14 protein-coding genes are annotated in these 13,975 nt (G+C 71.1%); 3 read left to right on the forward strand and 11 right to left on the reverse strand.

Annotation, left to right across the window (positions count from 1 at the left end; translation table 11 throughout):
• The 6 genes from CA983_RS05605 to CA983_RS05630 all read right to left on the reverse strand — a co-directional run.
• Nucleotides 1–379 (reverse strand): acetoacetate decarboxylase family protein (locus CA983_RS05605; RefSeq protein WP_208636893.1); only part of this gene is annotated, 379 nt, incomplete at its 3' end.
• A 183-nt stretch (nucleotides 380–562) separates the two neighbouring features.
• The gene (locus CA983_RS05610; protein WP_086599769.1) at nucleotides 563–1,927 is read right to left on the reverse strand and encodes a pyridoxal phosphate-dependent decarboxylase family protein; all 1,365 of its coding nucleotides are present in this window, start codon (nucleotides 1,925–1,927) and stop codon (nucleotides 563–565) included.
• A gap of 42 nt (nucleotides 1,928–1,969) precedes the next feature.
• Nucleotides 1,970–2,815, reverse strand: coding sequence for a fumarylacetoacetate hydrolase family protein (locus CA983_RS05615; protein ID WP_086599770.1), 846 nt, complete (start codon nucleotides 2,813–2,815; stop codon nucleotides 1,970–1,972).
• A gap of 33 nt (nucleotides 2,816–2,848) precedes the next feature.
• Complete coding sequence (locus tag CA983_RS05620) at nucleotides 2,849–3,787, reverse strand: 3,4-dihydroxyphenylacetate 2,3-dioxygenase (protein ID WP_086599771.1); 939 nt, start codon at nucleotides 3,785–3,787, stop codon at nucleotides 2,849–2,851.
• Nucleotides 3,780–5,246 (reverse strand): aldehyde dehydrogenase, encoded by a 1,467-nt coding sequence (locus CA983_RS05625; RefSeq protein ID WP_086599772.1) that lies wholly within the window; start codon nucleotides 5,244–5,246, stop codon nucleotides 3,780–3,782. Before CA983_RS05625 ends, CA983_RS05620 begins: the two co-directional genes overlap by 8 nt.
• Nucleotides 5,247–5,461: 215 nt before the next feature.
• Nucleotides 5,462–6,037: a MarR family transcriptional regulator gene (locus tag CA983_RS05630; RefSeq protein ID WP_086599773.1), complete on the reverse strand. Its 576-nt coding sequence runs from the start codon at nucleotides 6,035–6,037 to the stop codon at nucleotides 5,462–5,464.
• A 268-nt stretch (nucleotides 6,038–6,305) separates the two neighbouring features.
• On the opposite strand from CA983_RS05630, the gene CA983_RS05635 reads away from it, so the two are divergent.
• The 3 genes from CA983_RS05635 to CA983_RS05645 all read left to right on the forward strand — a co-directional run bounded on the left by CA983_RS05635 (nucleotide 6,306) and on the right by CA983_RS05645 (nucleotide 10,121).
• Nucleotides 6,306–7,661, forward strand: a complete 1,356-nt coding sequence (locus tag CA983_RS05635) for a glutamine synthetase family protein (protein ID WP_425276419.1) — start codon at nucleotides 6,306–6,308, stop codon at nucleotides 7,659–7,661.
• A gap of 272 nt (nucleotides 7,662–7,933) precedes the next feature.
• Nucleotides 7,934–9,358 carry an amino acid permease gene (locus CA983_RS05640; protein ID WP_086599775.1) on the forward strand — a complete coding sequence of 475 codons (1,425 nt, stop codon included), beginning with the start codon at nucleotides 7,934–7,936 and terminating at the stop codon, nucleotides 9,356–9,358.
• A 52-nt stretch (nucleotides 9,359–9,410) separates the two neighbouring features.
• On the forward strand, nucleotides 9,411–10,121 hold the full coding sequence (locus CA983_RS05645; RefSeq protein ID WP_086599776.1) for a type 1 glutamine amidotransferase: 711 nt from the start codon (nucleotides 9,411–9,413) through the stop codon (nucleotides 10,119–10,121).
• Nucleotides 10,122–10,173: 52 nt separating this feature from the next.
• Here CA983_RS05645 and CA983_RS46130 read toward each other — a convergent pair whose 3' ends face one another.
• The 5 genes from CA983_RS46130 to CA983_RS05670 form a co-directional block, all read right to left on the reverse strand.
• The gene (locus tag CA983_RS46130) at nucleotides 10,174–10,335 is read right to left on the reverse strand and encodes a hypothetical protein (protein ID WP_158101831.1); all 162 of its coding nucleotides are present in this window, start codon (nucleotides 10,333–10,335) and stop codon (nucleotides 10,174–10,176) included.
• 151 nt (nucleotides 10,336–10,486) lie between these two features.
• Nucleotides 10,487–11,251 carry a class I SAM-dependent methyltransferase gene (locus tag CA983_RS05650; protein WP_086599777.1) on the reverse strand — a complete coding sequence of 255 codons (765 nt, stop codon included), beginning with the start codon at nucleotides 11,249–11,251 and terminating at the stop codon, nucleotides 10,487–10,489.
• Nucleotides 11,252–11,296: 45 nt separating this feature from the next.
• Nucleotides 11,297–11,947 (reverse strand): LysE family translocator, encoded by a 651-nt coding sequence (locus CA983_RS05655; RefSeq protein ID WP_158101832.1) that lies wholly within the window; start codon nucleotides 11,945–11,947, stop codon nucleotides 11,297–11,299.
• Nucleotides 11,948–11,982: 35 nt separating this feature from the next.
• Nucleotides 11,983–12,492 carry a MarR family winged helix-turn-helix transcriptional regulator gene (locus tag CA983_RS05660; protein WP_244206656.1) on the reverse strand — a complete coding sequence of 170 codons (510 nt, stop codon included), beginning with the start codon at nucleotides 12,490–12,492 and terminating at the stop codon, nucleotides 11,983–11,985.
• 341 nt (nucleotides 12,493–12,833) lie between these two features.
• Nucleotides 12,834–13,859, reverse strand: a complete 1,026-nt coding sequence (locus CA983_RS05670; protein ID WP_425276420.1) for a helix-turn-helix domain-containing protein — start codon at nucleotides 13,857–13,859, stop codon at nucleotides 12,834–12,836.
• Nucleotides 13,860–13,975: the final 116 nt, after the last annotated feature.

Raw genomic sequence — 13,975 nt, forward strand, 5'->3', positions numbered from 1 at the left:
TCTTCGGGTAGCCCTGGTGCAGGCCGCGGGCGATCGCGAAGTCCTTGTCGACCCAGATGTACACGCAGCGGGTGTAGGTCCGGCCCTTGTACTGGCAGCGGACGACGGCGAACGCCTCCTTGTACTGGGCGAGCACCGGGTCCAGCAGCTCGGCGCCGGATGCCGAGCAGGACTGCCAGTCGGCCCAGATCAGCGCCACCGCGCCGGGGTCCTCGTCGGCGAGCTCCAGCGGCTCGGGCAGCAGCTCACGCACCCGGGCCGGGTCGGTGCGGTACTCGACCGTGAGCAGGTCACCGGAGTAGCGCCACGGCGGGGACGGGATCAGCGACGAGGCGCCCGTCGCCGTCTTGGGGTGGAAGTAGCCACGGACACTGGCCATGTCGTCACGCTCCAGAGAGATCAGGGCAAGGGCAGGCACGCCACCTGCGGCAGAGGCGGCGGAAAGGAGAGAAAAAGGGCAAAAAGGAAGAGGGGTGCGCCGTCGCGTGAGGTTCGGGTCGGGCGCCCGACTTCCGGCTTCATCGCCGGCCCGGTCGGGGTGAGCCGGTGACGCCCGGGGGCGTCACGAGCGGGCGAGCCGCTCCAGCCGCTGGTGCAGGTCCTCGACGTAGGTCTCGGATTCGGGCTTCATCAGCACGCTGCGCAGGATGCGCGCGCCGTCGGCGTCCGCGGTGATCTTCGGGTGGCGGGCGGTGAAGCGCTCGGCGCCGACGCGGAGCGTGCTGAGGAAGACCGGGTCCTGGCTGTCGGTCATCCCCTCCTGCAGGATGCGGTTGCTGGCCGCGTCGATCTCCGAGAGGGTGTGGCCGGCGGTGACCGGGAAGTAGCTGACGATGTCGAGCTGCGGGGGCTGGTAGAGCTCCAGGTGCTCGGAGTGCTCGATGAGTTCCGCCCAGCGCAGCGTCGCCCGCCGGCCGGCCGCGAGCACCTGGCCGAGCCCCTCGCGAGTGGGCGGCAGCAGCTGGAAGGTGAGCCACAGGGCGGCGGCCGCCGCACCGGCGCGGGAGCATTCCAGGCTGATCTCGCCCAGGTGCAGTTCGTCGGAGGTGAAGTACGTGTACGGCGAGTCGTGCAGGTAGAACCGGCCGACCTCGGGGTCGCGGAAGAGGACGGCGCCGCAGCCGTAGGGCTGCAGGCCGTGCTTGTGCGGGTCCACCACGATGGAGTCGGCCTGGGCGAGGGCCTGCCAGGGCTCGGCTGGCAGGCCCTCGGGACCGTCCGCGCCTGCCAGCAGGGTGAAGAACCCGCCGTAGGCGGCGTCGACGTGGATGCGCACGCCGTAGCGCTCGCGCAGCGCCAGCGCCTCGTGGACCGGTTCGATGGCGCCGAGCCCGGTCGTACCGGTGGTGAGGACGACGGTGCCCAGCTTGCCGCCGCGCAGCAGCTCCTCCAGCGCGTCGAGGTCCATGCGTCCGAGGTCGTCGGTGGGGACGGGGAAGCCTTCCACCCCCAGGACGCGGCACATCCGGCCGTGGGTGTAGTGAGCCTCGGTGCTGTAGGCGATGCCCTTGCCGGGGTGCAGTTCGCGGGCGACGAAGAGGGCTTCGAGGTTCGCGATGGTGCCGCTGGTGGTCAGATGCCCGAGGTGGGTGTCGTAGCCGAACATGGTGGCCAGCTGCTGGACGACCTCACGCTCCATGGCGGCGGTGGCCGGGCCGCCGTCCAGGGCGTGGTTGTTCGGGTTGATCAGCATCGCGGTCAGGTAGCCGACCACGGCCGCCGGGTGCGGCGGCTTGAGCATCTGGCCCGCGTAGCGGGGGTGGAAGAACGGATAATTGTCCTTCAGCCGCTCGGTGAAGACCTCGAACGCGGCGGCGAAGCGGCCGTCGTCGACGGCCAGCGCCGGGTGTGGGTCGAAAGGGCCGAAGGTTGCCGCCCACTCGGCGTTCGACGCGACCGCCTCGGTCAGCCACTTGTTCAGATCCATCTCGTCACTCCTCCGTGATCTCGCGTGTTGACGTGTTCGGGCTCAGCGCTTGGGCGGGCGGATGCCGCGGAACTCCCAGTCGCCGCCGAGGGCGGTGGACAGGACTTCCTCGGACTCGGTGGGCTGGGCCCCCACGTCGGTGCGGATGGCGGTGGGGCCGGTGATGATGTGGTTGGTCAGGCGTCCGAGGCCCTCGACCTCGACCTCGACGATGTCGCCGGGCTGGACGGGGCGCGAGTGGGCGGGCGTGCCGGAGAGCAGCACGTCGCCTGGGTGGAGGGTGATGGTACGTGCGATATCGGCGACGAGGTAGTGCATGTCCCACTTCATCTCGTCCGTGGACCCGTCCTGGACGATCTTGCCGTTGACGTAGGTGCGCAGTGCCTTGCCGTGGAAGTCCCAGTCGGTGACCAGGCCGGGGCCGAGGGGGCAGAGGGTGTCGGAGCCCTTGACGCGGAGCATGGAGCCGGCGTCGGTGTCGCGGAAGTCGTGCAGGCCGTAGTCGTTGGCGATGGTGTAGCCGGCGATGTACTCGCCCGCCTCGGCCGGGGAGATGTTGCGGGCGGTCTTCCCGATGACGATGGCGACCTCGCCCTCGTAATTGAGCCACGTGCAGCCCGCGGGGCGGACGATCGCGCCCCGGTGAGAGTTGAGGGACGAGGTCGGCTTGTGGAAGTACGTCGGGGTGTCCGGCAGGTCGATCCGGAACTCGTCGACCCGGCTGCGGTGGTTGAGGTGGACGGCGATGACCTTCGAGGGGACGACGGGGGGCAGGTGCTGGGCGTCCTCGATCTTGACGCGGCGGCCGTCCCCGGCGACGAGTTCGTCACCGTCGACGGTGACCTGGACGGCGGCGCCTTCGAGGAGGATGCGGCGGTATTCGGACATAGTGGGTCTCCTGAATGCCGTGGGGAGGCGTGCTCAGACGGCGTGGCCGCGCGGGGTGTGTGGCGTGGCGGCGGTGGGCAGTCCGCTGCCGGTCCAGCCGCCTTCGGGGCGGTCGAACCAGAGGTGGGCCTGGCCGGTGCCGACGGAGTTCTCGTACGCGCCGTACTGGCGGGCCCGGGCGACGCAGGCCTGCTCGCCGAGAGCGCCGGCCATCATCAGGTAGTGGAAGAACTTCGCCTCCGGCTTCACCTTCCAGAACTCGTCCATGGTGTCGAGGACCTGGTCATGCCGGCCCTCCTTGAACCAGGTGATGCGCTCCTCATCGGCCTCGCGGGCCTCGGGCGAGAAGATGTGCGCCAGGTCGCTGGCCTCGTGGTCGCGGATCTCGCGCAGCGGCCAGAACGTGTGCGAGAGGGCGCCGGAGGCGATGAGCAGGACCCGTCGTCCCGGGGTGGCGGCGATACCGTCGGCCAGGGCACGGCCCAGGCGCAAGTGGTCCTCCATCTCGCCGGTCTGGCAGACGCCGATGGTCACCCAGCGTTTGTCGGGCAGGCCCTCGCCGAGGAACTTCCAGAGGTTGAGGGTGGCGTAGTAGATCGGCAGGTAGTCGTCGTCGATCGGGGTGATCCAGGTGCCGTGCTTGTCGGCGAACGATGCGATGGTGTGGGCGAGTTCGGGGTCGCCGGGGAAGTCGTACGGCATCCGGCACATACCGCGCGGCAGCTCCTCGGAGGTGAACAGACCCGCCCGCCGGTCCTGTGCCGTCACGACGAACTCCACGGTGGTCGCCCAGTGGGAGTCGAGGACGACGACGGTGTCGTAGTCGTCCGAGTCGAAGACGTCCCGGCGTAGCTGTTCCAGGCCGGTGACGAGGGTGATCTCCTTGCCCTCGTTCAGCGCCAGGCGCTCCTGCTTCGGGAGCACGATGGTGGGGACGTGGGCGAGCAGGCCCGCCCCGACGATCTCACCCATGGTTCGTCCATCCCTTCGGGGCGGTGACGGTGTTCTTGAGGTCGCAGTAGAAGTCGAAGCTCCAGGTGCCGCCCTCACGGCCGACCCCGGACAGGCGGGAGCCGCCGAAGGGGGCCTGGAGGTCCCGGACGAAGAAGCAGTTGACCCACACCGTGCCCGCCACCAGCTGCGAGGTGACCCGCTCGGCGCGCTCCGGGTCGCCGGTGGCGACGGTGGCGGCCAGCCCGAAGCGGGTGCCGTTGGCGAGGCGGACGGCCTCGTCCTCGGTGGTGAAGGTCTGCAGGGTCAGCACCGGGCCGAAGACCTCTTCCTGCACGATCTCCGAATCCTGGGCGACGCCGGTGAGCAGGGTCGGCGCGTAGTACTGGCCGTCGCGGTGGCCGCCGATCACCGTGCGGGCCCCGGCCGCCAGGGCTCGCTGCACGAAGCCGTCGATCTTCTCCAGCTGGCGGGAGTGGATGGTGGGGCCGATGTCGGTGGCCTCGTCGCGCGGGTCGCCCTGCTTCAAGGCCGACGCCTTCGACACGAAGCGGCGGGTGAACTCCTCCGCGACCGACTCCTCGACCAGGATGCGGGTCGCCGCGAGGCACACCTGCCCGGCGTTGTCGTACTGCTCCACCGCGAGGTCGACGGCCAGGTCCAGGTCCGCGTCGGCGAAGACCAGCAGCGGTGACTTGCCGCCTAGTTCGAGGCTGAGCGGGGTGAGGTTGGCGGCGGCGGACTCGGCGATCCGCTGGGCCGTGGGCACGGAGCCGGTGAAGCTGATCCGGCGTACGTCCGGATGCGAGGTCAGCGCGTCGCCGATCTCGGCGCCGTAGCCCTGGACGACGTTGAGGACACCGGCCGGCAGCCCGGCCTCGGCGGCGATGTCCGCCAGCAGCGAGGCGGTCAGCGGGGACCACTCGGCGGGCTTGAGGACGACGGTGTTTCCGGCCGCGAGGGCGGGGGCGACCTTCCAGGTGGCCAGCATCAGCGGGGCGTTCCACGGCGTGATCAGCACCGACGGGCCCGCCGGGTCCCAGCTGACGTGGTTGGTGTGACCGCGCGTCTCGAAGTCCTCGTGCTCCAGCCGCAGCAGCCAGTCCGCGAAGAAGCGGAAGTTGTGCGCGACACGGGGCATCACGCCGCGCCGGTGAGAGCGCAGCAGGGCGCCGCTGTCGCACGTCTCGACGATCGCCAGGTCCTCCAGCCGCTTCTCCACGCCGTCGGCGATCGCGTGCAGGATCCGCGCGCGCTCGGCGCGCGAGGTGGCGGCCCAGCCGGGGAAAGCGGCCTTCGCGGCGGCCACCGCGGCCGCAGCCTCCATCGCGGTGCCCCGGGCGATCTCCCCCAGGACACTGCCGTCGATCGGCGATGTGTCGGTGAACGTCTCGGTGGAGGCGACGCGCTCGCCGCCGATCCAGTGCCGGGTGTCAACGGCCACCCCGGCTATGACAGCTGCTTGGGACTCGCGGATCATGCCCCGACCTCCTTTCGTTTGGGCCCAAATAAACAGCCGCGTCGTGAAGGTGTCAAGGGTTGCCCGGATTTTATTTGGGCTCAAACGTTTGAGGTGGAGGTCACCTTGCCGCAACAGCGGAGTGACCGGCAGACCCGCAGGGCGCACACGCCGCCTCCGGCAGTGAGCGTGACGCCGGGGAGTGCATCGCGGACGGCCGGGCCCCGGCCGCGTGGCTACGGGCGCGGGCGACGGCCCGAGCGCCGCGGGGCCAGGTCCTCGCCGGCGAGCAGTTCCCGCCGGCGCTGCTCGCCGTGCTCCTCCAGCCGGCCGACGATGGTGCGCAGACTGTCGGCGAGGCGGAGGCACTCCTCGGGGCTCAGCGAGGCGGAGACGAACGCCTCCTCCGCGTTGAACGCCGGGAACAGCTCCTCCATGAGCTTCTCCCCCTCGGGGGTCAGGGAGAGCAGGACCCGGCGACGGTCCTCGGGGTGGGGGGAGCGGGCCACGAGCCCGCGTGACTCGAGGGTCCGTGAAATGCCGGTCAGTGTCCCCTTGGAGATGCCCGCCTCCTCCGCGACCGACCAGGTCTCCGCCTCACCCCAGATCCACAGCACCCACAGCACGACGAAGCTGGTCCACGTCAGCTCGTGCGGGCGCAGCACCGAGTTCTCCAGATGGCTGCGGACGGCCGCGGCGGCTCGGTGGATGTTGCCCACGGCGGCCATGGCCTCGCGCTGCAGCGTCAGGCCGCCCAGCCGCTGCCGTATGGCCTGCTCGGTCTCGGTGATGGATCGGCGAGGCCCGGGCACAGGCTCCTCCTCCGCGTAGGGGCGACGCGGGGCCGCCGGCGTGTTCGTTTGCGGTCAAATGTATCCCGCGGCCGCTCGACCCGGCGGCCTTCGGCCACGGGTGGGAGTGGGCAAAATCTGCTTGACCCTCTTGTGGGCGGTACACCCGACTCTTATCGTTTGGCATCAAATGATCGCCCTGGCGTCATCGACCGGACACCAAGCCGCCGGAATCCGCGCGGGCGAATCGGACAGAATGCACCTCATCGCCACACCACTGGAGCATCCCTTGAGCGCCCACACAGACCGCCAGGTCCGACAGACGATGGAAGCGCTGGACGCCAAGGGGATCGATGTCCTCCGCGTCGCCTACCCGGACCTGATGGGGTCCGACCGCAGCCGGGACATCCTGCTGCACCATCTGCCGCACGCGGCCGGACACGGCCTCGCCTTCAGCCGCGCCGTCTACCACACCGGCGCCCTGGGTGATCACTCCGACATCGCCGGCGGCCTGGAGTCGGGCATGCCGGACATCGTGGTGCGCCCTGACCTGGACACCGTCGTCCCGCTGCCGTGGGAACCGAACGTGGCCTGGTGCATCGGCGACGTCCAAGACCCCGCCACCGGCCGGAGCGTGCCCGAATCGCCCAGGGACCTGCTGCGTCAGGTCCTCACCCGCCTGAACGACGCGGGCCTGACCGCGCTCGTGGGCCCTGAGCTGGAATACGTCCTGCTCGAGCCGGACGCCGACGCGCCCACCGGGTGGCGGCGCTACGCCCCCGCCCCGGGCAACGTCTACACCACCGGCCGCCGGGCCGACCCCGACGGACACCTCCTGCGCACCGCGCGCGCCCTGCACGCGCTCGGCCTGGACGTCAGCGGCGGCAACCGCGAGTTCGACGGCGGCCAGTTCGAGATCAACCTCAACCACTCCGAGGCCCTGGACGCCGCCGACCGTGCCTTCCGGTTCAAGGCCGCGGTCAAGGAACTCGCCCGAGTCGAGGGCCGGTTGGCGACGTTCATGGCCAAGCCGTTCAACGACGGCGGCGGGTCCGGATTCCATCTGCACGTCTCCCTCGTCGACGCGGACGGGACCAACGTCCTCGACGCCCCCCACGACTCCCACGGCCTCTCGGCCACAGCCCGCCACGCCCTGGCCGGCGTCCTCTCCCACGCGCCCGCTCTGTCCGCGCTGCTCAACCCCACCGTCAACTCCTACAAGCGGTTCGGCCCCGACACCACCGCCCCCTGGCTGATCAACTGGGGCCTGGACAACCGCAACGCCATGGTGCGCATCCCGCCGGAGCGCGGTGCCGCCTCCCGGCTGGAGGTCCGCCTCGGCGACGCCACCGCCAACCCCTACCTCGCCATCGCCGGCCTCCTGGCCGCCATCCACCTCGGCATCACCACCGCCACCGAGCCCCCCGCCCCGGCGACCGGCCGCGCCGCCGACACCCACGCAGCGGCCAAGCTGCCCGGCGACCTCGGCCAGGCCCTTGACTCCCTGCAGGCCGACGACCAGCTCACCGACATGCTCGGCAAGTCGTTCGTCGACGCCTTCCTCACGTTCAAGCGGGATGAACTCGCCCGCTTCCACCAGCACGTCACGGACTGGGAGTTCCGCGAGTACGCCCAGATCAACTGACACCGCCCACTCCCCCGCCCGGTCACCCGGCTCAACCACCTGCTCGGCGCCTCACCCCGCTTCCGCCTGCTCCCGCAAGGCGTCTCCCCCTTCATCCGCCGCTTCCCGCACGGACCGACCGTCGCCGCGGCGCTGCTACCGCATGCCTTCCGCGGCCTCGCCCTCCCCCGCCGTCACCCGTGCGGGCCGGGTCCTCGCCACACCCCCGGAACAGGGTGCCGCGTCCGTACGTCACCCCACCATTTGAGAAGGACTTCCCGATGGCATCTCGCATGTCGACCGACAGCAGTACGTCGCACCCGGCAGACCCGCAGCGCGGGGACTGTCCCCAGTCCGGCGCCCCTGTCCTGGGCACCGGCCTCAAACGCCGCCACGTCACCATGCTGGCCATCAGCGGCGCCATCGGCGCCGGCCTGTTCCTCGGCGCCGGAGCGGGCATCCACACCGCCGGACCCGGCATCCTGCTCTCCTACTCGCTGGCCGGCCTGCTCATGGTCCTCGTCATGCGCATGCTCGCCGAAATGGCCGTCGCCCAGCCCAGCAGCGGATCCTTCTCCGTCTACGCCGAGAGAGCCTTCGGCCGCTGGGCCGGCTTCACCGTCGGCTGGCTGTACTGGTGGCTCCTGGTCGTCGTCGTGGCTGCCGAAGCCACCGGAGCGGCCGCCATCGCCCACAGCTGGCTGCCGGCCGTACCCCAGTGGACCTACGTCCTGGCCTTCATGGCCGCCCTCACCGCCGTCAACCTCTTCGACGTCGGCCACTTCGGCGAGTTCGAGTTCTGGTTCGGCGCCATCAAGGTCACCGCCGTCGTCGCCTTCCTCGTCCTGGGCACCCTCGCCGTCCTCGGCGTGCTGCCCGGAAGCCACCCCGTCGGCCTGACCAACCTCACCAGCCACGGCGGCTTCCTCCCGCACGGCATCAGCGGCGTGCTGACCGGACTCCTCGCGGTCGTCTTCTCCTTCGGCGGCATGGAACTCGTCACCATCGCCGCAGCCGAATCACCCGACCCCTCCCAGGCCGTCGCCAAGGCCACCCGCACCGTCATAGCCCGCCTGCTGCTGTTCTACATCGGCTCCGTCGCCCTCATGGTGCTGCTGCTGCCCTGGACCTCCGCCTCCGCCGCCACCAGCCCCTTCGTCACCGTCCTGCAGCGCATCGGCATCCCCGCCTCCGCCGGACTGATGAACGTGGTCGTCCTCACCTCACTGCTCTCCGCCCTCAACTCCAACCTCTACGGCGCCTCCCGCATGGCCTTCTCCCTCGCCCAGCGCCGCGACGCCCCGCAGGGCCTGCTGAACGTCTCCCGCGGCGGCGTCCCCCGCATGGCCGTCCTCGCCTCCGTCTCCTTCGGCTTCGTCGCGGTCATCCTCAACTTCCTCGCCCCCGACCGCGTCCTGCCCTTCCTCCTGAACACCATCGGCGCCATCATCCTCGTGGTCTGGATCGCCATCGCCCTCTCCCAACTCCGCCTGCGGCAGATCGCCGAGCGCACCCCCGGCCGGACGCCGACCGTGCGCATGTGGGGCCACCCCTGGCTGAGCTGGACGGCCCTGGCCGGCATGACCGGCGTCCTCGCCCTGATGTGCACCGACACCGGCGCACGTGGCCAGCTGCTCTCCACCGCCGCCCTCACCGCGCTCATCCTGCTCGCCGCGGCCATCCGCACCGCACGGGCGAAGAACCCTGCCAAGCCATAGCCCCGAGCGGGGTTACGCGTCACCCCTCGTTCAGGAGAAAGGAGAGCCCATCGTGCGTGCACTCGTCATCCGGCACGACCATGTGACGGAGCCCGGACTGGTCGGAGACCGGCTCGTCCAGCGCGGGTACGACCTCACACTCCTCACCGTCGTCCCGCAGGAACGGCACCACACACCGGACGTACGGTTCGACTTCCCCGACGCCGACGGCTGGGACCTCGTCGTGTCGCTCGGCGCCCCCTGGTCGGTGTACGACGACACCGCGGTCGGCAGCTGGATCGGCGGCGAGCTCACCCTGCTGCGCAAGGCCCACCACCGCGGCATCCCCGTGCTGGGCATCTGCTTCGGCGCCCAGGCCCTGACCACCGCCCTGGGCGGCAGTGTCGAGGCGGCCCCGCGTCCCGAGATCGGCTGGGTCGGCATCGACACTGACGACCCCGCCCTGATACCGCCCGGCCCCTGGATGCAGTGGCACTACGACCGCTGCGTCCCCCCGCCCGGCGCCGAGGAGACGGCCCGCAACGCCGTGTGCACGCAGGCGTTCCGGGTGGGGAACTCGCTCGGCGTCCAGTTCCACCCCGAGGCGATCCCGGCCGTCGTCCGGCGCTGGGTCGACTTCGGCGGCGCGCAGCAGTGCGCGCGGCTCGGCATCGATCCGGAAGAACTGGTCGCGCGCAGCCGCGCCATGGAACCGGTGGCGCGGGAGAACGCGTACCACCTGGTCGACGCGTTCCTCGACCGGGCGGCCTCCCCAGTCTGCTGAGACCCGGGACGGCGCAGGACTGTTCCGCCGGGAGCCCGGGGGCGCCCTCGTGTCAGGCCAGGGCGGGCCAGAGGGCGGTGACATCGTCGGCCGGGAGTTCGGTGACCATCCGGCGCGCTGCGGCCGGAGGGCCGCCGATGACCAGCGCGTTGCCGCCGCGTCCGCGTCGTAGGCGGGCCGGCCCGGGTCGCCGGTAGCGGCGAAGGCGGCTCACGCGCGTGGCCGACGAGGGTGCCGCGTGCCGCGAGGTGTTCGGGGGCTGGCGGCGTCGACGAGGGCGAAGGACAACTTGCGTCCACCTACCGGCGCTTGATGCCAGAAGCGAAGTAAGCTTCGCGATCTTCCGCCGGCCGCCGAGAGCACGGTCAGGACTTGATGACATGCAGGACCCGCAGGCCGCGGGGGCCCGCTTCGTCGCGGCGGACGTCGAGGCCGGCCGCGTGGCACTGTGCGGTCAACCACTGGGGGGTCAGCCGGAGTTTGGGGTAGCTGCCGGTCTGAAGGTGCCAGGCGTCGTCGTGGCGGGTGTGCAGCAGGTCGTGGACCATGACGGTGTCCTCGTCGAGGTAGTCGAGGAAGCAGGTGAGGATCCGGTCGGCGGTGCTGCGGACGGGGATGAAACGGTCCGGGCCGTGGAGTTCGCGTGTCAGGTCGCGGTAGGTGGCGACGAAGCTCCCGCCCGGGCGCAGCGCCTTGGCGACGTCCGCGATCAGCTCCTGCACATCCGCCCGGCCGGGCAGGTGCGGCAGGGTGTCGCCCATGCACACGACGGCCGCGACCGAACCCGGAGCGGTCAGTCGGGGCAGGATGCCGCGGATGTCCCCCTGGACGGGACGGACGGCCTGCGCGGCCCCGGAGCGCCCGGCGTGCTCCATGAGTTCGCCGAGGAGTACGGCACTGGTGTCGACCGCAGTCACCGAGGTGAAGCCGAGGCGGGTGAGAGCCAGGGTCTGCGGGCCGGGGCCGCAGCCGAGGTCGACGGCGGCGGCTTTCTCTTCCGGACGGGGAGTCAGTCCCAGCCCGCGGAGGAGTTCGGCCTGTGCCGCTGCCGCTGTCTCGATGTCCCCGCCGAGCATCCAGGTGTAGTGCTCAGCGAGCAGGTGGTCGTAGTGGTCGGCAGCGGTGGTCATGCACGTTCCTTTCGTGAAGTCGGTCGACACGGTTCCGTCGGGGAGTCAGTCCCGCAGGGCCAGCGCGGCGCCCAGGCCGATCAGTCCTACGCCCGACACCCCGGCGAGGCCCTGCCGGAAGCCGGGACGGTGCAGCAGGGCCTCGATGCGGGTGAGGAGCAGGAGCACCAGGACGTACCAGAGCAGGGCCAGGAGCCAGAACAGCCCGGCGAGCACGGTGTGCTCCGCCGTCGGGGTCAGGCCCGGCAGGGTGAACTGGGGGAAGAGCGACAGGTAGAAGGCCGCCACCTTCGGGTTCAGGAGGTTACTGATCAGACCCTGCCGGAAGGCGATGCGTGCGCCGCGTGCCGTGGCCGGGGGTGAGGAAGGGACAGGGCCGTGCGACCGGGCGTCCGCGGCGCCGCTTCGGCGCAGGCGGAAGAAGTCGGCCAGGGCCTGGATGCCGAGGTAGGCGAGATATCCGGCACCCGCGACGCGCAGGGCCGCGTAGCCGAGTTCCGAGGCGGTCAGCAGGGCCGTCAGACCGGCCACCGCAGCGGCCGCCAGCAGCGCGTTCCCCAGCATGATCCCCGCCGCGGTGGCGATGCCCGCACGCCGTCCGGAGCGGGCTGTGTTGGCCAGCAGCAGGGCCAGATCGGGTCCGGGCACCACGATGATGACCAGGGAAACGGCGATGAAACCGGTTAATTCGGACACGGGTTCTTCTTCCAGGGGTGAGCGGATGCGGGCACCTATGCCCCGGCGGGCGGGCCGAGGGTGGCAGCGCCGTTCACCGCCGACTCGCCCGTACGCACCCAGGCGGCGAGATCAGCGAGGTAGACGTTCGCCAGGGCGTCCTCCAGGGCGTCCCCGAGGGCCGCCCGATAGGTGGGTGTCGCCTCCGCGTAACGCTGCCGACCGACCGGCGTGATGCTCGCGGCGACCGCCCGGCCGTCACCGGCCGCGGAAGCCCGCTCCGCCAGCCCCCGGGCCTCCAGTCGGCCGACCAGACGTGTCACCGTGCTGTCCTTCAGCCCGATCCGGTCGGCCAGCTCACCCATGCGCAGGGCGGAGCCGCTGTCGGGGCGGCTCAGCGCGCACAAGGCGCGGTACTCCGACAGCGGCAGGCCGTGCTCGTGCTGCAGAGCCTCGTCCAACTGCTTCTCCACGCGGCCCAGCAACCGCACAGCCATGCACCAGCGCTCGTCCTGTGCGTCGTCGGCGGGACGCCGCGTCTCTTGGGATCTCCGTGTCGCAGCCATCACGCCGGGCACCTTATCTGCTTGCTCAAGCAATAAAAAGAGGGGTGCGGTGCCGGTCCCGCGCCATAGCCCGTCGCCAGGAGGCGACGGGCGGTGCGACGGACCAGCACAGCGTCGCGGAGGGTCTGCTTGCGGTACATCCAGGCCGCGTACAGCTCCTGTCCATCGCCCTGGATGGTCTCAGGGCAGCCGAAGGCGAGGGACTGGTGGTGAGCGTAGGCGGCGGGGATGTCGGGTCTCCCCGCGGAGACCTACGACGTCGTCGTTTCCACAAGGGCATCACGGCGGCCAAGTCCCGGGTGGATGTCGTTCCTCCTTGGCGCACCCGGTGCACCTCGCCGTCAGCGCTCGGGGGTCGCCTGGCGAGCCGCGTAGGCGGCGGGGGTGAGGCCGGTGTGGTGGCGGAAGAAGCGGCCGAAGTTGGCCGCGTCGGTGAAGCCGAGGTGGGCGGCGACCGCGTGGGCGGTCCACCGGGAGTGGCCGAGGAGGCGGCGCGCTTCGAGCAGCCGCCGTTCGTTGATGACCTCCCGTGCTCCCTTGCCGATGGCGGCCTGGGCGGCGCGGCTGAGGGTGCGCACCGAGCAGCCGAGCAACTGGGCGTAGTCGTCGACGCGGTGCAGCTCACGGAAGTGCAGCTCCAGGGCGTCGAGGAATCGTTCGTAGGTGTGGTGGCGCGCCGCGGTGTCGCCGTGGGGCGCGGAGCGGGGGCTGCTGCCTGAGGAGGCGGTTCCGGCGTCGGCCGGAGGGTCCGAGACACCTGGGGAGTGAGCGAGGCGCAGGAGCAGCGCTTCGAGGAGGCTGCGCCGCAGGGCGTGGTGGGCCGCGAGCGGGCGGCGTCCCAGCGCGCGGTGTTCGTCGAGGAGCTGGAGCGCGGTCTGTTCCAGCCAGGGCGCGTCGTCGGAGTGGGGGGTCAGGACGGCGGGAGCGTCGTGTGAGGTGAGGGGAGCCAGCTCGCGGGCGGTGTCGGGCCGGAGCACGTCCGGCTCGAACAGGACGAACGGGCCGCGGGCGGTGCTGGGGTCGTGCCAGCACTGGGCGTGCCCGGGGCGCACCCACAGCCACTGGCCGGGGGCGACGGTGCGCGTGACGTGGTCGACGTCGTGCCGCAGTACACCCTCGGTGACCAGGATCAGGTAGTGGAAGGTGGCCCGGCCCGGACGGGGCGGGTTCCACGGCCAGTCGTCGTGGTGGGCGTGGAAGTCCTCGACGGTGGTCACTTCCAGGCCGTACGGCGTACCGACTGGGGGCTGGAAGCCGTACAGCGGGACGGAAGCGGGCTCGGCCCCCGCGATGAAGAGCGGCCGCGAGGAGGAGACGGTGGAGGAGGGCCGTCCCGATCGCTGAGGGTGTCGCCTGTCGACCATGATGTGTCCGCAGCTTACCGTCCGAATTGCGGACCTGGGAGAAAGGATGGGGAGCGGGGCGCGCGCGTGTGCGTGCCGCCGGCCCCGTTCAGCGCCGCACCCACGCACAGCCATTAGAA

Source organism: Streptomyces swartbergensis (assembly GCF_002148965.1).
GTDB classification, from domain to species: Bacteria; Actinomycetota; Actinomycetes; order Streptomycetales; family Streptomycetaceae; genus Streptomyces; species Streptomyces swartbergensis.